Origin of the sequence: Streptomyces sp. NPDC088707, from assembly GCF_044752725.1 — a bacterium.
In the GTDB taxonomy this organism is placed as follows: domain Bacteria; phylum Actinomycetota; class Actinomycetes; order Streptomycetales; family Streptomycetaceae; genus Streptomyces.
On record NZ_JBIVLV010000001.1, the window covers coordinates 708,920 to 731,202 of the forward strand.

Below are 22,283 nucleotides of genomic sequence, written 5' to 3' on the forward strand. Positions count from 1 at the left end.
CCTCACGGTCTGTTTCACGGATGGCGCTGACACTCGGCCGACGCTGGCATTACACTGTGACAGATGACGCCCATTCGTCACAACCATGAAGACGCAGATCCCGTGCTCGACGCCGCACGCGACTGCGTGCTCGCCGTCGGGGTACGGCGGACCACCCTCACCGACATCGCCCGGCGCGCGGGCGTGTCCCGGATGACGATCTACCGGCGCTGGCCCGATGTCCGCAGCCTGGTGGGCGACCTGATGACCCGTGAGTGGATCGCCGTCGCCGCCGGGGCCATGCCCGCCTCCGACGAGGACCGGCCCGAGCGCGAGCGGATCGTCGAGGGGCTCGTCGCGGGAGCGGCGGCGTTCCGGGCCCACCCCCTCTTCCACAAGATCATCGACGTCGACCCCGAGCTGCTGCTCCCCTACATCCTCGACCGCAGGGGCGCCAGCCAGGACGCCCTGCTCGGGCTCCTCCACACGGCGCTCGAGGACGGCCACGAGGACGGCTCCGTACGCCGCGTCCGGGCGGACCTGCAGGCCCGGTCCCTGCTGCTGGTCGTCCAGTCCTTCACGCTCTCGCTGCGCACCATGACCGACGAGACCGATCCCGAACTGAGCGAAGCCGCCTTCCTCGACGAGCTGCGCACCCTGCTGGAGAGGACCATCGCCCCATGAACCCCACGAGCAGCCCCGCCCTGCCCGGCTCCTCCCTCGACGCCCGGCGGCGCCGGCGCGAACTGGACCGGCTCGCCGACGGCGGTGCCGACAGCGTGGTCGACGTCCTGGTCGTCGGGCTGGGTGCCACCGGCGCCGGAGCCGCGCTCGACGCGGCCACCCGCGGGCTCACCGTCGCCGCGATCGACGCCCACGACCTCGCCTTCGGCACGTCCCGCTGGAGCTCCAAGCTGATCCACGGCGGACTGCGCTACCTCGCGTCCGGACAGCTCGACGTGGCCCACGAGAGCGCGGTCGAGCGCGGCATCCTCATGGAGCGCACCGCCCCCCACCTCGTCCGCGCGCAGCCCTTCGTGCTTCCCCTCACCCCGCTCGTCAGCCGCGGCCAGGCCGCCCTCGCCCGCGCCGGGTTCCTCGCGGGCGACCTGCTGCGCGTCGGCGCCCGCACCTCGCGGAGCACGCTGCCCCAGCCGCGTACACTCTCCGCCGTCGAGACCCGGCACCTCGCCCCGGCCCTCCGCCCCACGGGGCTGCGCGGCGGGCTGCTCTCCTGGGACGGCCGGCTCTCCGACGACGCCCGCCTGGTCACCGCGATCGCCCGCACGGCGGCGGCGTACGGCGCCCGCGTCCTCACCCGCACCCGGGCCCTCGAGCTCCACCGCGACGGTGCGCTGGTCCGCGACGAGACCACCGGCCAGGAGCTGCGGATCCGCGCACGGACGGTCATCAACGCGGCCGGCGTCTGGGCGGGCGGCCTCGTCGAGGACGTACGCCTGCGGCCTTCGCGCGGCACCCACCTCGTCCTGCGCTCCGAGGACCTCGGCCGGCTCTCCGCGGGCCTGCACATCCCGATCCCCGGCGAGACGAACCGCTTCGTCCTGGTCCTGCCCCAGGGCGACGGACGCGTGTACGTCGGCCTCACCGACGAACCCGTAGACGGGGACATCCCCGACGTGCCCGAGGTCCCCGAGACCGACATCGGCTTCCTGCTCGACGTCCTCGGCTCCGCCCTCGACGTCACCGTCCACCGTGCCGACGTGGTCGGGGCCTTCGCCGGCCTGCGGCCCCTGCTCGACACCCGGGACGCGGCGGGCCGCACCGCCGACATCTCACGCAGGCACGCCGTGCTCACCTCCCCCTCCGGCGTCGTCACCGTCGTCGGCGGCAAGCTGACCACGTACCGCCGCATGGCCCAGGACGCCGTCGACGCCGTCGTGACCGCCGGCGACCTGACCGCCGGGCCGTGCCGTACCGCGTCCGTCCCCCTGGTCGGCGCCGCCCGGCCGCGGGTCCTCGCCGGGCTCGACGTCCCGGCCAGGCTCGTGCACCGCTACGGCTCCGAGGCACCCGCCGTGCACGCGCTCGGCCTCGAAGACCCCGCCCTCGCCCGTCCCGTCGTCCCCGGCCACCCGGTCACGGGCGCCGAGCTGGTCTGGGCCGTCCGCCACGAAGGCGCCCTCGACACCTCCGACCTCCTCGACCGCCGCACCCGCATCGGCCTGGTCCCGGAGGACCGCGCCGCGGCCGAGGAAGCGGCCCGGGGCGCCCTGGCACAGTCGGCCCAGGTGCGGTGACGTGCGGTGACGGTGGCGTGAGGACGGCGCGGCGGAGCACGGCGGCACCCGGCCGGCGCGAGGGTCTCCGTGATGTCCGATCCGGCGAGCGCGGGCAGAATTGACGGGAGAGTCCCGCTCCGCAGGTGGGCAGCACGCCCGCCGTCCGTCCGTGCCAGGAAAGGGGGCCGCGTGTCCTCGCCTCGACCGGGGGGTCGGCCGGGAGACGAACCGGCTCCCGGGCCTCTCTGGTCGGAGCCCGGGACGCTGCTCGAGCAGGTGGCCGTGGCCGTGCTCGGCATCGACGAGGACGGCCGGATCTGCTACTGGGGCCCCGGAGCGCAGCGGCTCTTCGGCCACGGAGCCGCGGACGTGCTGTCCCGGCCGGCCGCCGTCCTCTTTCCCGCCGCTCCCCTCGACGGGGCCGGTGCGGCGGAGCTCCTCGCCGAGCGCGGCCGTACGTTGGGCTACTGGCGGGCACGGGTACCGACGCTGCACCGCGACGGCAGGGTCTTCGACTGCGGGTTCCGCGTCTTCCCGGTGACCGGCGCGGGCGGTCGCTCCGTCATCCTGGGTCTGGCGAGCGAGAGCGCCGGGCTCGACCGGGTGAAGACCAACCTGGCGTTTCTCGACGCGCTGTTCGCGACCTGCCCGATCGGCCTCGTGATGCTCGACGAGGACCTGCGGTACGTCCACCTCAACCAGGCCCTGGCCGACATGGACGGGACCCCCATCGAGGACCACATCGGCCGGACCATGGCCGAGTTCATGATCACGTCCGACGGGGGTGAGTACCAGCGCATGCTCCGGGCCGTCGCCGACGGGGGACAGCCCGTCGTGAGCACGCTGGTCGTGCTGCGCACGCCGGGCCGTCCCGACCGGGAACAGGTACGCTCCGTGAGCTTCTTCCCGCTCAGCCGGGCCGTCGGCTCACGGGCGGGCGTGGGCGGTCTCCTCGTGGACGTCACCGACCGTGAACAGGCCCTCGTGGAGGCGGCCGCCGGCAGGCAGCGGCTTGCGCTGCTCGACCGGGCCGCGGCCCGGATCGGCACCACACTCGACGTGAACGTCACGGCCCGCGAGTTCGTCGAGACGGTCGTTCCCGAGTTCTGCGACGCCTCCGTGGTGGAGGTCGTGGAGTGGAAGGACGAACGCGAGGTGTTCGATCCGGACGCGGTGCTGCTCACCCGCCGGATCGCCGCCGACACCTGCCTGCCGCCGCCCGCCCCCGAACTGGTCGGCGGCCTGGAGCACGTGACCTATCCGCCCGGTTCCAGCATCCACCAGGCCCTCACGACGGGCCGTCCCGTCTGCGTCCCCGTGAACGCCGACTTCATGACCCGCACGGTCATCCACCAGGCCCGCGCCCGGCTCCTGATCGACAGCGGTCTGACGTCGCTGCTCATCGCTCCGCTGATCGCGCGGGGCACGGTGCAGGGCATCACCATGTTCGGCCGCTCCGGCGGCCGTCCTGACTTCACCGAGGAGGACCTCAGCCTGGCGGGCGAGCTCGCCTCACGGGCCGCGTTGTGCCTGGACAACGCGCGGCTCTACAGCCGGGTCCAGGACATCGCGCTCACCCTCCAGCGCGCGCTGCTGCCCACCGCCCTGGCGAGCAGCCCGGCCGTGCGCGTCGCCCACCGCTACCTGCCGGGCAGCCAGGCCACCGAGGTCGGCGGCGACTGGTACGACGTGATCGACCTGCCCGGCGGCCGGGTGGCCCTGGTGGTCGGCGACGTGATGGGGCACGGCGTGCCCGCGGCGGCGGCGATGGGAAGGCTGCGCATCACCGCCAAGGCGCTGGCCCGCCAGAACCTGGAACCCGACAGCCTCCTGGAGGAGCTCGACGCCTGCGCCCAGGACGCGGGCATCGCGTACGCGACCTGCCTCTACATCCGCTACGACCCGACAACGGGCCTGGCACGCGTCGCGAACGCGGGTCATCTGCCGCCGCTGCTGCGCCGGGCGAGCGGCGCGGTCGAGGCGGTCGACGAGGTGCTGGGGGTGCCGCTGGGCGTCGGCGGCGTGCCCTTCCGTACGACCGAGATCGAGCTCCACGACGGCGACACCCTCGCGTTGTACACGGACGGTCTCGTCGAGGCGCGCGGCGTCGACATCGATGCGGGAATGGCCGCCCTGCGAGCACGACTCGAAGGCGCGACGGGCACGTTGGAGGAGACGGCCGACGGGGTCCTGGCACGTCTGCTGCCCGAGGCACCCACGGACGACGCCGTGATCGTGCTCGCCCGGATCCAGCGTGAAGGCGCCGGGGACGTCTCGGCCTGAACGGCACGAAGCCCCCGGCGCGCGGCCGGCTCCGGTGCGGCCGACTCTCAGGCGCGGCCGACTCCGGCGCGGCCGACTCTCAGGCGCGGCCGACTCCGGCGCGGCCGACTCTCAGGCGCGGCCGACTCTCAGGCGCGGCCGGCTCGGTTGCGTCCGCCCCCGGCGCGGCCGGCTCCGCTCAGCCGCCGCTGGACGAGCGCACCCGCAGTCTCGGGAGGACGAAGAGCCGGTGCCGGGGAGCGTCCGGCTGCTCGATCCTGCGCACCAGCAACTCCACGGCGGACGCGCCGACTTCGTGCTTCGCCGGGGCGATGGCACTGAGCGGGACGTCGGCGAGTCCCGCCACCTCGTCGTCGTACGCCACGATCGCGACGTCGCCGGGGATCTGGACGGATCGCGCGCGCAGCCTCCTCAGCAGCGCGAGCGCGTGGTTGTCGGGATGGGCGATGACCGCGTCGACACGGCCGGCCGCCACGGCGTCCAGGAGTTCCTCGACCGGGTCGTCGTACTCCGGGCTCCCGGGTCCCGCGTCACCGGTGTCCAGGACGGACGCCGGAAGGGGGGATTCGAGGCCGGCCGCGCGGACGCCCGCCTCGAAGCCCTCGATGATCCACTGGGCTGTCGGGCTCGTACCGCGCACGAGCAGCGCCAGGCGCGTGCGGCCGGCCTCCGCGAGGTGACGCACGGCCAGGCGCGCGCCGTGGACGTGGTCGGACAGGACGTGGTCGATGCCCGCCGTCTCGTCCGACTCGGGGCGGCGTTCCACGATCACGACGGGGACGGGCAGGTGCTCGTACCAGCCGCGCGGCCCGCTCGGGACGACGAGGAGTCCGTCGACGCCGTCGCCGATCATCCTTTCGACCTGTGCGCGTTCCTCGTCCGCGTCGTACCCCGAGATGTCGAGCACCAGCCGGGCGTTCCGGGCGGCGGCGGCCTCGCGGGCACCCTTGATGACCTCGGGGTAGTAGTAGTCGGCGGACGGCACGATCAGGCCGAGGACGCGCTCCCGGCCGGCGCGGGCCGGTGCGGCGGGTTCCGCGTCGGCGGGCGCGGTCTCCGCCCAGGTCTCGGGCAGCATGGCCCCGCCGTGCACCCGGGCGGCCAGGCCGCGGTCGGCGAGGATCTCCACGTCGCGGCGGATGGTGACCGGGGAGACGCCCAGTTCGGCGGCGAAGTCGCTGACCCGGAGGGAGCCCTCTTCACGCAGCCTGCGCAGGATCGCCTGATGCCTGTGTTCCGCGTGCACTTCCCCGCTCCCCTCGAACGACGGCCCAGTTCAGGAGCAGTGTAGCCACCTTGCGATCGATCCTGTCTGTTTCTTGTCGAATAGACAACCCGTGGCGGTTCCTGTTCAAACCGTTGCCCTCTTGGCTTTCTTCGTGTTAGAAACCCCACGCTTACGAGCCAGCGACAGCGCCGAGGCAACGACGCGCTCCTCCCGTAAAGGTCGTCTCCCATGCCATCTCCCTGGCCTCGCCGCACCTTCCTCCACGCCGCCGGCGGGGGCGCGCTCGCCCTCGGACTCGGCGGGACCCTCACCCACCCGTCCGGCGCCTCCGAACTCCCCGCGAGCGCCGGGACGTTCGCCACCACGTCCGACGCGGAGTTCGACACGCTGCGCGCCAAGTGGCGCGACCTCATCCTCGGGACGGGCTTCAGCCCGACGGCGGAACCGTTCCGGACCATCCTCAGCACCCTCGGCACGACCGCGTCCGGCTACCTGGCGACCATGGCCCCGGCGAGCGGGTCGCTCTGGCCCGGCCGCTCCTGGGCCGATCCGGAGCCCGACCTCGACGCCGAGTCCTACGCCTTCTCGGCGACCATGAACGACAGCTACAACCGGCTGCGGACCATGGCCGAGGCGTACTCCCAGCCGGGCACCGGACTGACCGGGGACACCGGCCTCCGGGACGCCGTCCTCACCGGCCTCGACCACCTCTGTTCCGAGGTCTACAACGAACACACGACGCGGTACGGCAACTGGTACAACTGGCAGATCGGCGCCCCTCAGGCGCTGATGGACACCTGCGTGCTGATGTACGACCACCTGTCGGCGGCGCAGATCGCCGCCTACTGCCGGGCCGTGGACGCGTTCGTGCCGGATTCGGTCTTCGCCTCGTACACCGGGACCAGCACCGGTGCCAACCGGGTCGACCTGTGCCGCGGCGTCGTCCTGCGCGGCATCGTCGGCAAGGACCCGGCCAAGATCACACTGGCGTCCCAGGCACTGGCCCCGGTCTTCCCCTACGTCACCTCGGGCGACGGCTTCTACGACGACGGATCGTTCGTACAGCACCGCAACGTCCCCTACATCGGCGGCTACGGCGCGGTACTGCACGACGGCGTGGGCCGGCTGCTCGCCCTGCTGCGCGGATCGAGCTGGGAGGTGACGGGCCCGGACACCCAGCTCTTCCTCGACACGATCGAGAAGGCGGTCGCGCCCTTCATCTACAACGGCCTGATCATGGACAACGTCAGCAGCCGGGGCATCAGCCGCGTCGGTACCAGCGAACACCAGCGCGCCCACGGCCTGATGGCGACCATCCTGCTGGTCGGCCAGGGGGCGAGCCCCGAGGAGAACGCCCGCTGGCGGGCGATGGTCAAGGGCTGGCTGCAGCGCGACTACTACTACCCGGCGCTCAAGAACCCCGGCCTCAGCCTGATCAGGGCATCGCTGCTGCAGTCCCTGCAGGACGACGCCTCCGTGAAGGCCGCCCCCGAGCCCGTCGAGCACCGCCTGTTCCCCAACATGGCCCGGGCCACGCACCGGCGCCGCGACTGGGCGGCCTCCTTCTCGATGGCCTCGAACCGCATCGCCCACTACGAGTTCGGCAACGGCGAGCACGCCCGCGGCTACCACACCGGCGCCGGATGGCTCTCCTGGTGGGGCGACGACTTCGGTCTCGAACAGTACTCGGACGCGTACTGGCCCACCGTCGACCCGTACCGCCTGCCCGGCATCACCGCCTCGCGCAAGCCGCTCGCCGACGGCGAGGGCGGCAACTGGGGGCAGCCCATGCCGGACGCGGCCTGGGTGGGCGGCACGACCGACGGCGAGTACGCCGCCATCGGCCAGCACCTCAAGGGCCTGTCCAGCACCCTGGACGCCAGGAAGTCCTGGTTCTGCCTCGACGACTCCGTCGTCTGCCTCGGCGCCGGCATCACCGCCACGGACGGACACGCCGTCGAGACGACCTTCGACAACCGCGCCCTCGGCGCCACCGGCGCCCCGGTCCTCACGGTGGACGGCCGGCCTCAGCCCCCGACCCAGGGCTGGAAGGCCACCTTCGGCGATGCCGGCTGGGCCCACATCGCCGGGCAGGCGGGCTACGTCTTCCCCGGCGGCACCACCCTCGGCGCGGTGCGCGAGGAGCGCACCGGCTCCTGGCGGGACATCAACACGGGCGGCTCCCCCGACCCGGTCACCCGCCGCTATCTGACCCTCTTCACCGACCACGGCGTCGACCCGGCCGGCGGCGCGTACGCCTACGTCCTGCTGCCGGGAGCGAGCGCCAGGACCACCGCGCGCCGCGCCCACGACCGGGGCTGGCTGCGCATCCTCGCCAACTCCGTTACGCAGCAGGGCGTTCGCGTGCCGAAGCTGGGCCTCACGGCGGTGAACTTCTGGAGCGCGGGCACCGTCGAGAGGCTCCGGGCGAGCGCCCCCGCCTCCGTGCTCGTACGGGAGCACCGCAACGGCACGGCGACCCTCGTCGTCTCGGACCCCGCGCGGCAGGCGACCTCGCTGGACATCGTGTGGAACCGCCGGGTGACCAGGGTGCTCTCCACGCCCGCCACGGTCACCGCCACCACGACCGGCTCCTCGCTGAAGCTCTCCTTCGGCGACCTCAGCGGTCAGGCCGGCGCATCCCAGAAGGTCACCGTCCGCCTCGGCTGACACCGAGGCCGGAGGCGCGCACCCCGGGCCGTGCCTCCCCACTCCCCTGCCGATCGCGGGGTGCCGCGCGGCCGGCGCCGGTGGCTGCCGACCGCGACGGCCCGAAGACGGGCACGTCACGGGCCGACGTCGACTGAAACGTGCGAGGGGAGGGCGTACGGCTCGACGGAGGGGAGCGCAGGGGCACTCAGGCGCACGCAGGCTAAAGAACAAGCCAAGCATGACCCGGCGGGAACCTCGGAATCGGCTCGGAATCGGCGGTGCCGACAGCCCGCTGTGATCGCGTCGTCACAGGTCACACGGCATGCCTCCGTCGTCAACACACTCCCGGGGCGTCACCCCTGGGTGAATCGACCTTCAAAGGTTCAGCACAAATTGCATACATCCCCTCTCCAGGCGGGCCCCGATGCTCTAGATTGACCATGCTTCACAGCTCGGACACCAGGCGACAAATCATGATCTTTCGATCCAGCGTCGGGGACGGCCTTCCACGCCGTCCCCGGTCCCCTGAGACGAGCGTGTTCACGTAACGCTGCAACACCGGTACGTCATGCGCGGGGTGGGCGGGGACCCACCCTGATGCGAGGAACAGCGCGGCGCGGGAGGCGGGGGCCTCCCGAGGGGAGGAGCGGCGCGGGGGGCGGGGGTGCCTCCCGGGGGGAGGAACCGTGTGGAGCCAACACGTCGAGCCCACTGACGCCCTGGGGGGGTCTGTGCAGCAGGGTGAGTTAGTCAGTCCATTTCCATCGGCGCCCGGGCGCCTGGACAACGGGTCGATCAGCAGGACCACGATCGACTGGGAGCAGCGGTACCGCCGGGCCGTGATCACCAGCGACACCGTGACCACCGCCTTCGTGGTGGCCGCGATCGGTGGCTTCTTCGGGGTGCGGGACGCGGCCAACTGGCACGAGAAGTGGAGGATCCTGGCCTTCGCCACCGAACTGCTCGTGCTCGCGGCACTCGCGGTGAGCCGGTCCTGGTCTCCGGCCGTACTCGGCCAGGGCGCCGAGGAGTTCCGCCGGCTCGGACGCTCGCTGTGCACGGCGGCCGTCGTGCTGGCCCTGGTCGGGATCGCCCTGACCTCGCGCAACATCAAACTCTGGATCTTCGTCGCGATACCGGTGATCGCGCTCGTCACCATGACCGAGCGCTATCTGCTCCGCCTCTGGCTGCACAAACAGAGGAAGGAAGGACGGTGTCTGCGCCCGGTGCTCGCCGCCGGGAGCCCGGCCACGGTCCGCGACCTGATCAGCAGGACCCGCAAGTTCCCGCACCTCGGCTGGCGCGTGGAGGCGGTGTGCACGGCGGACGGTTCCGGGCTCGACGTCGACCAGGTCGACGGCGTGCCGGTCGTCGGTGAACTGGCCGACGTCGCGGGTCATGTACGCCGCAACGGCTACCGGGTCGTCGCGGTCACACCCGATCCGCACTGGTCACCGGACCGGCTGCAGCGGCTGGCCTGGAACCTGGAGGGCAGCGATGCCGAGATGGTCGTGGCCCCGGTGCTCATGGAGGTGGCCGGTCCGCGGCTGCACGTCGACGCGGTGCTCGGCATCCCGCTGCTGCGGGTCAGCATGCCGACCTTCACCGGCGGCCGCCGGGCGGTCAAGGAGGTCGTCGACCGGCTGGGCGCGGCGGCCCTGCTGCTGCTGTTCGCGCCGCTGATGCTGCTGGTCGCGCTGCTCGTCCTGGTGGACAGCCGGGGTGGAGCGGTCTACCGCCAGCGCAGGGTCGGCAAGGACGGCCGCGAGTTCACCATTCTCAAGTTCCGCACCATGGTCGTCGGGGCCGACGCGGCACGCGCCGAGCTGGCCCACCGCAACGAGGGCGCGGGACTGCTGTTCAAGCTCCGCCGCGACCCGCGGGTGACCCGGGTGGGAACGGTGCTGCGCCGGTACTCGCTCGACGAACTGCCGCAGCTGTTCAACGTGCTCACCGGATCCATGTCGCTGGTCGGCCCGCGGCCCCCGCTGCCGGAGGAGTCCGCCGCGTACGGCCCGGACATCCGGCGGCGGCTCCTCGTGAAGCCCGGGCTCACCGGCCTGTGGCAGATCAGCGGACGCAGCGACCTGTCGTGGGAGGAGGCGGTCCGGCTGGATCTCCGGTACGTGGAGGACTGGTCGCTGGCCCTGGACACGGTGATCTTGTGGAAGACGCTGCGTGCGGTGATCCATGGCAAGGGGGCCTACTGATGCGCGGGGGGCGTCGTCCGATCGGCTCGGGGACGGCAGGCCGCAAGGGCCTGCCCAGGGGGAGGAACAGGGCATGAGAGTCAGCGTTTTCGGGCTCGGCTACGTGGGCTGCGTGTCGGCCGCGTGCCTGGCCAGCCTCGGTCACGAGGTCATCGGAGTGGACGTGAACCAGGTGAAGGTCGACCTGGTCAACGACGGCAAGGCCCCGGTGGTCGAGGAGCGGATCGGCGAGCTCATCGCCGACGTCGTGCGGGCCGGTACGTTACGCGCCACCCGGGACGTCCACGAGGCGATCACGAACAGCGATGTGTCGCTGATCTGTGTGGGCACGCCGTCGGAGCCCAACGGCAGTCTGTGCACCACGTACCTGGAGCGGGTCACCGAGGAGATCGGTGCCGCGGTGGCCGAGCGGGGCGGGCGGCAGACCGTCGTGTTCCGCAGCACCATGCTGCCGGGCACGTGCCTGAACCTGCTCGTGCCGATCCTGGAGAAGTTCGCCGGCGGCACGGCGGGGGTGGACTTCGGGGTCGCGGTCAACCCGGAGTTCCTGCGCGAGGGCACGAGCGTGCGGGACTTCTTCGACCCGCCCAAGACCGTCATCGGCGAGCTCGACCCGGCGAGCGGCGACGTCGTGGCGGCGCTGTACGACGGCCTGCCCGGCGAGGTGTTCCGGGTGCCGGTCCCGACGGCCGAGGCGATCAAGTACGCGGACAACGCGTTCCACGGCCTCAAGATCGGCTTCGCCAACGAACTGGGCGCCGTGTGCCAGGCACTCGGGGTGGACTCGCACCAGGTGATGGACGTGTTCCTGGCCGACCGCAAGCTGAACATCAGCCCCGCCTACCTGCGGCCCGGCTTCGCCTTCGGTGGCTCCTGCCTGCCCAAGGACCTGCGCAGCCTGGTCCACGCGGCGCGGCGGCACGACGTCTCGGTGCCGATCCTCGCCCATGTGCTGCCCTCCAACGCCGACCATCTGCAGCGCGCGGTGGAGCTGGTCGAGCGCACCGGCAAACGCCGGGTGGGCATGTTCGGCCTCTCCTTCAAACCCGGCACCGACGACCTCCGCGAGAGCCCGCTCGTCGAGCTGGCGGAGCGGCTCTTCGGCAAGGGGTACGACCTGCGGATCTACGACCCCAACGTGAACCTCTCCCGGCTGCTCGGCGCGAACCGCGAGTACATCGAGACCCGGCTGCCGCACCTCGCGCAGCTGCTCGCGGACTCCGTCGACGAGGTGCTCGACCATGCCGAGGTGTGCCTGGTCGGGACCGGGGATCCGGCCGTCCTGTCGGCGCTGCCCCATGGCGACGGCCCGGTGATCGTCGATCTCATCCACCTTCCCGACGCCGACGCGCGCCGGGCCGAACCGGGGTACGTGGGCCTTGCTTGGTGACATGACCGGGGGCGACGGGCCGGCTCGGCGCGCGCTCGTCCTGGTGGAGAACCTGTCGGTGCCGTTCGACCGGCGGGTGTGGCAGGAGTGCACGACCCTGCGCGACGCGGGCTGGGAGGTGCACGTCATCTGCCCCCGCGGCGAGAAGCGGGACACGGAGCCGGAGGCGGTGATCGACGGGGTGCGGATCCACCGCTACCCCCTGCGTGCCGCCACCGGCGGTCCGGCCGGCTATCTGCGGGAGTACGGGACGGCGTTGTGGCACACGCTGCGGCTGGCGCGCGAGGTCGGCCCGGTCGACGTGGTCCACGCCTGCAATCCGCCGGACCTGCTGTTCCTGCCGGCCCGGTGGCTGAAGCGACGCGGGGCGCGGTTCGTCTTCGACCAGCACGACCTGGTGCCCGAGCTGTACCTCTCGCGGTTCGACCGCGGCGAGGACCTGCTCTACCGCGCCGTGTGTGCGCTGGAACGGATGACCTACCGGGCCGCGGACGTCGTGCTCGCCACGAACGAGAGCTACCGGGACGTCGCGCTGCGCCGCGGCGGCCGGCGGCCCGAGGACGTCTTCGTGGTGCGCAGCGCGCCCGACATCGACCGGTTCCACCCGGTGCCGGCCGAGCCGGAACTGAAGCGCGGCAAGCCGTATCTGCTGTGCTACCTGGGTGTCATGGGACCGCAGGACGGCGTCGACTACGCCCTGCGGGCGCTCGCGAAGCTGCGCGACGAGCTCGGCCGGACCGACTGGCACGCGGTGTTCGTCGGCGCCGGCGACGCCTTCGACGCGATGGTCGAGCTGTCCCGGCAGCTGGGGCTCTCGGAGCAGGTGCAGTTCACCGGCCGGATCCCGGACGCCGACCTGGTGCGCTACCTGTCCACCGCGGACGTGTGCCTCTCACCCGATCCGCGCAACCCGCTCAACGACGTGTCGACCATGAACAAGGTCCTCGAGTACATGGTCATGGGCCGGCCGATCGTCTCGTTCGACCTCCGGGAGGCGCGGGTCTCCGCCGGTGACGCCGCCGTGTACGCGCCCGCCAACGACGAGGGCGCGTTCGCCGGGCTCGTCGCCCAGCTCCTCGACGATCCGGAGGAGCGCGCCCGGATGGGCAAGATCGGCCAGGAACGCATCGGCGGGCAGCTCGCCTGGCGGCACTCGCAGCAGTCGCTGCTGGCCGCCTACGCCGCCGCCTGCCGTGATCACACCCCCGTGTCGGAGAACGGCCCGGTCCGGACGGGGAGAAGGCCGCGCCGTTGAGCGATGACACCATACGTCTGGTCACGATCGGACGGATCTTCCGTCGGCGTGGGCGGCTCCTCACCATCCTGGCCGTGGTGGGGGCGCTCGTCGGCTACGGCACCTCCCTGCTGATCCCGCCGCGCTACACGACGTCGGCGTCGGTGCTGCTGCCCGGGGCGTGGGAGGAGCGCGAGCTGCTGACCCAGGCGGAGATCGCGACCAGTTCGGTGGTGGTCGACCGCGCGGCCGCCGCGCTCGGCTGGGCCGGTGTCGACGGCATCGAGCTGCGGGACCGGGTGACCGCCAAGGCCGCCGACGGGAACATCATCAAGATCTCGGGCACGGCCGACACCCCGGAGCGCGCACAGCGCCTCTCCGACACGGTCGCCGAGGAGTTCGTGACCTTCGCCGCGCAGATCACGGGCGACAACACCGACCCCGAGAAGGCGGCGCAGCCCGAGGCCCTGCGGCAGTTGGTCGTGAAGACCACCCGCCGCATCGACGAACTGGCCGACGAGGCCGGTCCGGGGCAGAGCGTGGAGAGCGTGCAGACCCGTACCGAGCTCGCGAAACTGCGCACCGCGCTCCAGGAGGCCGTGGACAAGCTGGACAAGGCCGACCCGGAGACCGACCGGCCCGACATGGTCGTCATGGGCCCGGCGACCCGGCCGGCCGGCGAGGCGCCGCCGACGAGGACGCAGCTCGTCGTCTGCGGTGCGCTGCTGTTCGTCCTGTTCGCGGTCATCGGCCATCTCGCCGCCGCGCGGGTGGGCCGCCGGCCGCGCACCGCGGCGGACATCACCGCGGCCCTGGGCACGACGCTGCTCGGCGCCGTCGACGTACCGGGTGAGCGGGCCGCGGACCGGTCGAGGGGCGGCGGCCCCCGGGCGCTGTTCCGCCGGCTGCTCGGCGTCGACGTCCGCTGGGACGTACCGTCCCCGGGGGCCTCCGGCGACGACGAGAGCAGGCTGATCCGCTACCGGCGGGTGTGCGCCCGCCTCCGGGACCGGCTGCCGGCCCCCCGGCGGCTGCTCGTCGTCGTCCCCGAGGGCGACGAGACCGCCCGGCGGGCCGCCGTGCAGCTCGCCGCCGAGGCCGGGAACGACTCCTCCACGGACTCCTCGGGCAGTGGACTCCTCGTGCTGCACGTCGTGGAGGTCCCGGTGTCCCGGCCGATGGTGCCCGACCGTGCGGGCGAGTCGGGCGCCGTGATCGCGGTCAGCGCGGGCAGCTGGGCCGCGGGGGAACTCGCCGGGATCGCCGAGGCGTGTGCCGACGCCGGGCACGAGGTCGTCGGCACCGTCCTCGCCGGCACGGTCTGGACCCGTCCGGCGCGCTCCTCCGGCCGGTCTCGCCGTGCCGGCACGCCCGTGCCCGCCGTGGGTGCCGACGCGACCGGGGGTGTGAAGTGACGACCCGTACGACGCCGGACGCGTCGGCCACCGCTCCCCTGCTCGACCTCCAGGTCCTGGTGGTGGCGGTCCGCAGGCGACGCCGTCTCTGGGGCTCCCTGACCCTCGTCGGACTGCTCCTCGGCGTGGCGATGGCCGTACTGCTGCCGCCGCCGCCGACCGCGACGACCAAACTCCTGGTCGCCCATCAGGAGGACCAGCCGAACGACCCCGGAACCCTGATCCGGACCGACGCGGCGCTGCTGCAGACCACCCGGATCGCCGACCGGGCACTGCGGTCCCTCGGCTCGCGCGAGAAGCCCGAGGAGTTCATGAAGGACTACGAGGGTGTCGGCCTGACCAACAACCTGCTGCGGATCGACGTGGCGGGTGCCAGCGACGCGGAGGCCGTCGCGCGCGCCCAGGCGCTCGCCGACGCGTTCGTCGCCGACCATGTCCGGCGGATAAGGGAGACGGCGAACGCGGAGTCCAAGGCCCTGCTCGACCAGCGCGACCGGCTGCGGGCCGACCTCGCCCAGGTCGACAAGGCCATCGGGGAGGGATCGTCGGAGAGCGGTCCGAAGGTGTCGGCCGACATGGAGTCGCTCTTCGCCCGCCGGGCCGAACTCACCTCGCAGATATCCGACTTCGGCCGACGCGCCGCGGAGGCCCGGATCGGCACGCCCCGGCTCGTCTCCGGCACGCAGATCGTGGACGCCCCGCGCGCGGTGCGCCACTCCCTGCCCAGGACCGCCGCAACCAACGCGGCCATCGGGCTCGCCCTGGGACTCGCCCTCGGGCTGGCGGTGGCCGCGGTCGGCGCGGTGGTGGCGGACCGCCCCGTGCTGCGCCGCGAGATCGCGGCGAACCTCGGCGCGTCCGTCATCGCCGAACTCCCCCGCAGATCCCCCCGGTTGTGGCAGCGCCGACGGGTCCAGGCGGCCCGGACGAGACTCACCGCGTCCCTTGCGCGCACCGTGCGCGGCTCCGCGGGACCGGTGTCCCTCCTTGAACTGGGCTCCGCACGCGCCACCACCGGGATCGCCCTTGACCTCGCCGGCGCACTCGCGGCGGACGGGCCGGTGGCCGTCGTCGACGGCCTGCCGGGTCTGCCGCTCACCCACCGCCGCCCGAAGCCGGGAGACCCCACCGTGGTCAGCGCCGAGGGGGCCGCGTCGGTCCCGCACCAGCAGCGCCGGCTGGGCGTCGGCTCGGTGGCACCCGGCACGGCGTGGACCGACCTCCAGCACCTCGGCGCCCGGACGGTCCTCGTCGTACGCGCCGGACACGGGAGTGCCGCATGGCTGCACACCGTGGCGCGGCACCTCGCGGACCAGCGCATCGAAGTGATCGGTGTGGTGCTGATCGACCCCGATCCGGCCGACCGGACCGACGGCACGCTGTGGGACGGGCCGTACGCCGCGCCACGCGGCGAGGGCGAACGGCCGGCCCGGCGCAACGGTGGGGGCGCCTCGCACGCCGTTCAGGCGGTGGGTGACGGCCGGCGACGGGCGGAGCGGCTGCCGATGTGGGCGGCACGGGTTGCGGACAGCGACGACCAGGGGGAGCGGTAGGACATGTGTGGCATCGCAGGCACGTACCGGTGGCCGGACGGGAAGGTCGTGACCGACCGGCTCACCGACACCCTCGCCCACCGCGGCCCGGACGGGGCGGGCCGGTACAGCCATCGCGCCGGTGACGGCGAGGTGCACCTCGGGCACCGCCGGCTGGCGATCATCGACCTGTCGGAGACCGGCGCCCAGCCGATGGTCTCGGACGGCCTCGTCCTGACGTACAACGGCGAGCTGTACAACGCGCCCGAGCTGCGGGCCGAGCTCGCGGCCGGCGGGGTGCGCTTCCGCGGTACCTCCGACACGGAGGTGCTTCTGGAGGCGTGGCGGCGCTGGGGCACGGACTGCCTGCCCCGGCTGCGCGGCATGTTCGCGTTCGGCGTCTTCGACGAGCGCACCGGGGAGCTGGTGCTCGCCCGCGACCAGCTCGGCGTCAAGCCGCTCTTCCTGCTCCGGCGCGGAGAGGGCCTGGTGTTCGCCTCCGAGCTGAAGGCCCTTGCGGCCGCCACCGGCGGATCCCTCGAAGTGGACGACGCGGCGCTGGTGGCCTCGCTGCTGTACTACTGGGTGCCTGACTCGCGGTGCGCGTTCCGCGAGGCGGAGAAGCTGCCGCCGGGCAGCTGGCTGCGGGTCCGGCCCGACGGCCGGGTGGACCGCGGCCGGTACTGGAACCTGAAGGACGTCGCCGCCGAGGGCCGCGAGCGCGCCCGCGGCGGCGAGCTGCCGGACCTGGCCGCGATCGTCGAGGAGTCGACCCGGCGCCATCTGCTCTCCGACGTCCCCGTGGCGACGTTCCTGTCCGGTGGTCTCGACTCCAGCTATCTGACCGCGCTCGCGGCCCGGGACCGGCCCGGGATCTCCGCCTACACGATCGGGTTCCGCGCGGAGGACGCCAGGTTCGAGGCGATGCCGGACGACCTGCGCTATGCGCGTCAGGTGGCCGAGCGGTTCGGCGTCGACCTGCACGAGATCGAGATCGCTCCGGACGTGCTCGATCTACTGCCGAGGATGACGTACCACCTGGACGAGCCGATCGGCGACCCCGCCGCGATCAACACCTTCCTCATCTGCTCGGCCGCCCGGGAGGCCGGGGTCAAGGTGATGCTCTCGGGGATGGGCGCCGACGAGCTGTTCGCCGGCTACCGCAAGCACCTGGCCAACCTGATCGCGCTGCGCTACCAGCGCGTCCCGGGCCCTCTGCGGCGCGGCGTGTCCGCGGCGGTGGACCGGCTGCCGGTCGCCACGGCCCGCCGGGGCTACCGGTCGGTGCGCTTCGCGAAGCGGTTCCTCTCCTTCGCCGACCTGCCGGAGGAGACCGCGTTCCGGCGCAGCTACACCATGTACGACCAGGGCGAGCTGCTCGCCCTGGTCAATCCGGACCTGGCCGGGACGGTCGGGGACGTGCTGACCGAGCACGCGGACGTCTACGAGGACAACGAGCTCGACGACTTCGTGAACCGCATGTGCCTGGGCGACGCACGGATGTTCCTGCCGGGCCTGAACCTGGCGTACACGGACCGGTCGAGCATGGCGGCGTCGACCGAGGTCCGGGTGCCGTACGTGGACGTCGAGGTGGTCAGGGCGGCGTTCGCCGTACCCGGAGACCGCAAGATCGTCGGACGGCAGGGCAAGGCCGTCCTCAAGGAGGCCGCCACCTCGATCCTGCCCCGGGAGATCGTGTACCGGCCCAAGGGCCTGTTCAGCGCTCCGCTGCGCGCCTGGATGAGCCGGGACCTGGCACCGCTGGTGCGCGAGGTGGTGAACGACGGCGTGCTCGTGCGGAACGGCTTCCTGCGCCGCGACGCGCTGGCGCGCATGGTCGCCGAGGACGCGGCCGGGCAGCGGGACTTCTCCAAGCATCTCTGGCATGTGCTGACCCTCGAGTACTGGTATCGCGGCGCGACCTCCGGGTCCGGCCGGGATACGCACGAGAAGGCTTAGAAACAAGGGGACTTCGGTGAAACAGGTTGTACAGAACTACAAGACCGGCGAACTCGCGGTGCTCGACGTGCCGGTGCCGGGGTGCAAGCCGGGCGGTGTGCTCGTCCGCACCTCCTACTCGCTGATCTCGACCGGGACCGAGCTCATGAAGGTCTCCGAGGCCGGCATGTCGATGCTGGGCAAGGCCCGTTCCCGGCCGGACCAGGTGGCCAAGGTCATGCAGAGCGTGGCCACCAACGGGATTCCCGCCACCTACCAGAAGGTGATGGGCAAGCTGGACTCCTACACCCCGCTGGGTTACTCGCTGTGCGGAGTGGTCGAGCAGGTCGGCCCCGGCGTCGACGACGTGAAGGTCGGCGACGTCGTGGCCTGCGCCGGCAACGAGCACGCCCTGCACGCCGAGCTGAACTGGGTGCCGAAGAACCTCTACGCCAAGGTGCCGGACGGTCTCGCGCCGCGGCACGCGGCCTTCGGCACCGTCGGCTCGATCGCGATGCAGGGCGTCCGGCAGGGCGAGCCGCAGCTCGGCGAGGTGGCGCTCGTCATCGGTCTCGGACTGATCGGGCAGCTGGTCGTGCAGCTCCTCACCGCCGCGGGCGTCCGCGTCGTCGGGGCCGACCCCGACCCGGCGCGCTGCGAGCTCGCCGAGCGCCTGGGCGCCGTGGCCTGCGGCGACCCCGCGTCCACGGCGGTGGAGGCCGCCGTCGCCGAACTCACCGACGGCCACGGCGTGGACCAGGTGTACCTGGCGGCCGGCGGCGGCAGCAACCAGCCCGTCGAGCTGGCCGCCCGGCTGTGCCGCGACCGCGGCCGGGTCGTCGACATCGGCAAGTGCCGTCTGGACCTGCCGTGGAACGCGTACTACGAGAAGGAGCTGGACGTCCGGTTCTCCCGCTCGTACGGACCCGGGCGCTACGACCCGGAGTACGAACTGGAGGGGCGGGACTACCCGATCGGCTACGTCCGGTGGACCGAGCGCCGCAACCTGGCGTGCTTCCTCGACCTCATGGCCCGCGGCCGGGTCGACGTGGAGCCCCTGGTGTCCCATGTCGCCGACTTCGACGACGCCGTGGAGACGTACCGGCGGCTGAAGGACGGCGACCTGAAGGCCGTGGCGGTGCTGTTCCGGTACCCCGAGGAGAAGGGTGAGGCACCGGCCCCTGCGGTGACCGTGCCCGCGGTCCGACGCGGCGGCGCGGTTCCCGCCCCGGCCCGGCCGGCGAAGAGGCCGGTGCGCCTCGCGTTCGTCGGCGCGGGGAACTACGCGACGTCGATGCTGCTGCCGCACCTGGCCGGGCGCGACGGCGTCGAGCTGTCCACCGTCGTCACCACGACGGCGCTGTCCGCGGCCAACGCGCGGCGGAAGTTCGGCTTCGCCGACGCGACGACGGATCTCGACGCCGTGCTCGGCGACGCGTCCGTCGACGCGGTGTTCGTCGTCACCCGGCACAGCTCGCACGCCGAACTGACCCGCAAGGCGCTCCTCGCCGGCAAGACGGTGTTCGTGGAGAAGCCGCTCGCCCTCTCCGAGGACGAACTGGCCGGGGTCCTCGCGGCGGTGGAGGAGTCCGGCAACGACCGGCTGCAGGTGGGCTTCAACCGCCGGTTCGCGCCGCTGCTGCAGGAGGCGAAGACGCGCTTCGGCGCCCGGACCGGCCCGGCGAACCTCCGCTACCTGATCAACGCGGGCCGGCTGCAGCACGGCAGCTGGTACCTCCAGCAGGGCACCGAGGGCTCGCGGTTCGCCGGCGAGGGCGGGCACTTCATCGACACGGCGAGCTGGCTGCTCGGGGCCGACCCGGTCTCGGTGTACGCGGTCTCCACGTCCGGCACCGACGACCTGCAGGTCGTGCTGCGCTACCCGGACGGGTCCACCGCCACCATCAGCTACGTCACCACCGGGCCTTCGAGCTTCCCCAAGGAGACGCTGGACCTGGTCGCGGACGGCAAGGTGCTGCGGCTCGACGACTTCGTCCGCGCCTCGGTCTACGGAAGCAAGCGCTGGGTCAGCTCCCGGCTTCCGCAGGCCCGGGACAAGGGGCAGAACGCCGAACTGGCCGCGTTCGTCAAGGCGGTGCGGACCGGAGGGCCGATGCCGGTGCCGCTGGAGTCGCTGGTCGCCACCACGGCGGCCACCCTCGCCGTGCGGGCGGGTCTGGCCGGCGGTGCGCCGGTGACCCTGGCGGGGGCGCGATGAGCATGAGTGCGGGCTGGTACCTCCGGCGCCTGTCCCGGATGGGACCGCAGGAGGTCGGCGGCCGGGTGGGCGACACGGTGCGCAGGCGGCGCTGGCGGTCGGGACTGCCGGACGCTCCGGTCGTGACCGGCGCCCGTTTCACCGCCGTCCTGCCCACCGGGGCGATCGCCGCGGTGCCGCCGGACGCGGCGAAGCGGCTCGTCGCCGAGGCGGACCGGCTGATGGCCGGGCACGCCGAGTACTTCGGGGTGCACCGCGACGACCTGACGGACCCCGACTGGTGGTACGACCCGAAGACCGGGCGCCGGGCTCCGTGGGGGTACGCCTTCGACGTGCCGTACCGGAAGGAGGAGACGGTCGGGGACATCAAGCAGATCTGGGAGCTGTCCCGGCACCAGTACCTCACCGTGCTCGCCGCGGCCTACGCGGTCACCGGGGACGAGCGGTACGCCGAGCGGGTGGCCAGGCATCTGCGGCTGTGGTGGGCGGCCAACGCGCCGCTGCGCGGGGTGCACTGGATCAGCGGCATCGAGCTGGGGATCCGGCTGCTGTCCTGGGTGTGGATCCGGCGGCTGCTCGACGGCTGGCCGGGCGCGGCGGCACTGTTCGAGGACAACCCGGTGGCACGGAGGCAGATCTGGCACCACCAGCGCTGGCTGGCCGCCTTCCCCAGCCGGGGGTCTTCGGCGAACAACCACGTCATCGCCGAGGCCGCCGGGCAGCTCGCCGCGGCCTGCGCGTTCGGATGGTTCCCCTCGTCGGCGCGCTGGCGGACCGACGCGATGCGGTCCCTCGACCGGCACCTGCGGAGCAACACCTTCGGCTCCGGCCTCAACCGCGAGCTGGCCACCGAGTACCACGGGCTCGTGCTCGAACTCGGCCTGGCCGCGGTGGCCGAGGCGGATGCCGCGGGCGTGGCGGTCCCTCCGACGGTCCGCCTTGTGCTGCTGCGGATGACCGACGCCCTCGCCGCCATCGTGGACGGGCGGTTACGGCCGCCGCGCCAGGGCGACGCGGACGACGGGCACGGTCTGGTCGTGGACGGCGCGGGCACCGATCGCTGGGCCTCGCTCCTCGCCACCGGGGACGCCGTGTTCGGCCGGCTCGACTGGTGGCCGGAGGTGACCGGCACCGATGTGCGCACTCCGCTGCTCGCCGCGCTTGTCCGGCCGTACGCGAAGACGGGGCCGGCGGTGGCCCGGCCGGCGAGCCGCCCGGCCCACTTCGCCGACGCGGGCATGACGATCCTGCGCGGTCCCGAGGAGATCTGGTGCCGCTGCGACGGCGGCCCGCACGGTTTCCTGTCCATCGCCGCGCACGCCCACGCGGACGCGCTCTCCGTGGAGGTCCGGCACGACGGGGTCGACGTGCTCGCCGACCCGGGGACGTTCTGCTACCACGGCCAGCCCGAGTGGCGGCAGTACTTCCGGTCGACCCTCGGCCACAACACCCTGCAGTGGGACGGCGGCGACCAGTCCGTCTCGGGCGGCCCGTTCCTGTGGACCCGGCATGCCCGCACCCGCGTCCTGGTCGCGGACCCGTCCTTCGCCACCACCGGGGGGACGGCCCGCTGGTGCGCCGAGCACGACGGCTACCAGCGCTCCGTGCACCGCCGCCGGGTGGAGCTGACCCCCGCGAGCCGGGAGGTCCGCGTGGTGGACGAGGTCCGCGGCGACTCCGGGGCCGTACGCCTGGCGTTCCACCTGGGTCCGGCGATCTCCGCGGACCTGTCGGGGAACCGGGCGGAGCTCAGCTGGACCCGGGACGGCGAGGACCGCTCGGCGGTGCTCGACCTGCCCGGGGAGTTGTCCTGGCGGGCGCACCGCGGGGAGACCCACCCGCCGCTGGGCTGGTACTCCGCCGGCTTCGGGCGCAAGGAACCCGCCACCACTCTGGTCGGCACCGGCTTCGCCGACGGCGTGTCCGGGTTCACCACCGTGCTCGGGTTCCGCGGCTAGGGGGGC

13 protein-coding genes are annotated in these 22,283 nt (G+C 72.9%); 12 read left to right on the plus strand and 1 reads right to left on the minus strand.

Features of this window, described 5'->3' with window-relative positions:
• The first annotated feature begins 63 nt into the window (after positions 1-63).
• The 3 genes from ACIP84_RS03220 (at position 64) to ACIP84_RS03230 (ending at position 4,502) form a co-directional block, all read left to right on the plus strand.
• Positions 64-663: a TetR/AcrR family transcriptional regulator gene (locus tag ACIP84_RS03220; RefSeq protein ID WP_401793871.1), complete on the plus strand. Its 600-nt coding sequence runs from the start codon at positions 64-66 to the stop codon at positions 661-663.
• Entirely contained in the window at positions 660-2,237 is a 1,578-nt protein-coding gene (locus ACIP84_RS03225; protein WP_401793874.1) for a glycerol-3-phosphate dehydrogenase/oxidase, read from the plus strand. The genes ACIP84_RS03220 and ACIP84_RS03225 overlap by 4 nt, the downstream gene beginning before the upstream one ends.
• 171 nt (positions 2,238-2,408) lie before the next feature.
• The gene (locus ACIP84_RS03230) at positions 2,409-4,502 is read left to right on the plus strand and encodes a SpoIIE family protein phosphatase (protein ID WP_401793877.1); all 2,094 of its coding nucleotides are present in this window, start codon (positions 2,409-2,411) and stop codon (positions 4,500-4,502) included.
• A 178-nt stretch (positions 4,503-4,680) separates the two neighbouring features.
• Here the strand turns inward: ACIP84_RS03230 and ACIP84_RS03235 are convergent, their stop codons facing one another.
• The gene (locus ACIP84_RS03235; RefSeq protein WP_401793880.1) at positions 4,681-5,748 is read right to left on the minus strand and encodes a substrate-binding domain-containing protein; all 1,068 of its coding nucleotides are present in this window, start codon (positions 5,746-5,748) and stop codon (positions 4,681-4,683) included.
• 210 nt (positions 5,749-5,958) lie between these two features.
• On the opposite strand from ACIP84_RS03235, the gene ACIP84_RS03240 reads away from it, so the two are divergent.
• The 9 genes from ACIP84_RS03240 to ACIP84_RS03280 all read left to right on the plus strand — a co-directional run bounded on the left by ACIP84_RS03240 (position 5,959) and on the right by ACIP84_RS03280 (position 22,277).
• A complete protein-coding gene (locus ACIP84_RS03240) occupies positions 5,959-8,400 on the plus strand; it encodes a polysaccharide lyase 8 family protein (protein WP_401793883.1) in 2,442 nt (813 codons plus the stop codon).
• Positions 8,401-9,113: 713 nt separating this feature from the next.
• Positions 9,114-10,592, plus strand: coding sequence for a sugar transferase (locus ACIP84_RS03245; RefSeq protein WP_355962981.1), 1,479 nt, complete (start codon positions 9,114-9,116; stop codon positions 10,590-10,592).
• A gap of 73 nt (positions 10,593-10,665) precedes the next feature.
• On the plus strand, positions 10,666-11,982 hold the full coding sequence (locus tag ACIP84_RS03250; RefSeq protein WP_401793887.1) for a nucleotide sugar dehydrogenase: 1,317 nt from the start codon (positions 10,666-10,668) through the stop codon (positions 11,980-11,982).
• Position 11,983: 1 nt separating this feature from the next.
• Positions 11,984-13,237: a glycosyltransferase family 4 protein gene (locus tag ACIP84_RS03255; protein ID WP_355962977.1), complete on the plus strand. Its 1,254-nt coding sequence runs from the start codon at positions 11,984-11,986 to the stop codon at positions 13,235-13,237.
• Positions 13,234-14,631 carry a polysaccharide biosynthesis protein gene (locus ACIP84_RS03260; RefSeq protein ID WP_401793889.1) on the plus strand — a complete coding sequence of 466 codons (1,398 nt, stop codon included), beginning with the start codon at positions 13,234-13,236 and terminating at the stop codon, positions 14,629-14,631. Before ACIP84_RS03255 ends, ACIP84_RS03260 begins: the two co-directional genes overlap by 4 nt.
• Complete coding sequence (locus ACIP84_RS03265) at positions 14,628-16,184, plus strand: Wzz/FepE/Etk N-terminal domain-containing protein (protein ID WP_401793892.1); 1,557 nt, start codon at positions 14,628-14,630, stop codon at positions 16,182-16,184. The genes ACIP84_RS03260 and ACIP84_RS03265 overlap by 4 nt, the downstream gene beginning before the upstream one ends.
• A 3-nt stretch (positions 16,185-16,187) precedes the next feature.
• Positions 16,188-18,122, plus strand: coding sequence for an asparagine synthase (glutamine-hydrolyzing) (asnB, locus tag ACIP84_RS03270; protein ID WP_401793895.1), 1,935 nt, complete (start codon positions 16,188-16,190; stop codon positions 18,120-18,122).
• Between the two features lie 16 nt (positions 18,123-18,138).
• On the plus strand, positions 18,139-20,319 hold the full coding sequence (locus tag ACIP84_RS03275) for a bi-domain-containing oxidoreductase (RefSeq protein ID WP_401793898.1): 2,181 nt from the start codon (positions 18,139-18,141) through the stop codon (positions 20,317-20,319).
• Positions 20,316-22,277: an alginate lyase family protein gene (locus ACIP84_RS03280; RefSeq protein WP_401793901.1), complete on the plus strand. Its 1,962-nt coding sequence runs from the start codon at positions 20,316-20,318 to the stop codon at positions 22,275-22,277. The genes ACIP84_RS03275 and ACIP84_RS03280 overlap by 4 nt, the downstream gene beginning before the upstream one ends.
• Positions 22,278-22,283 lie beyond the last annotated feature (6 nt).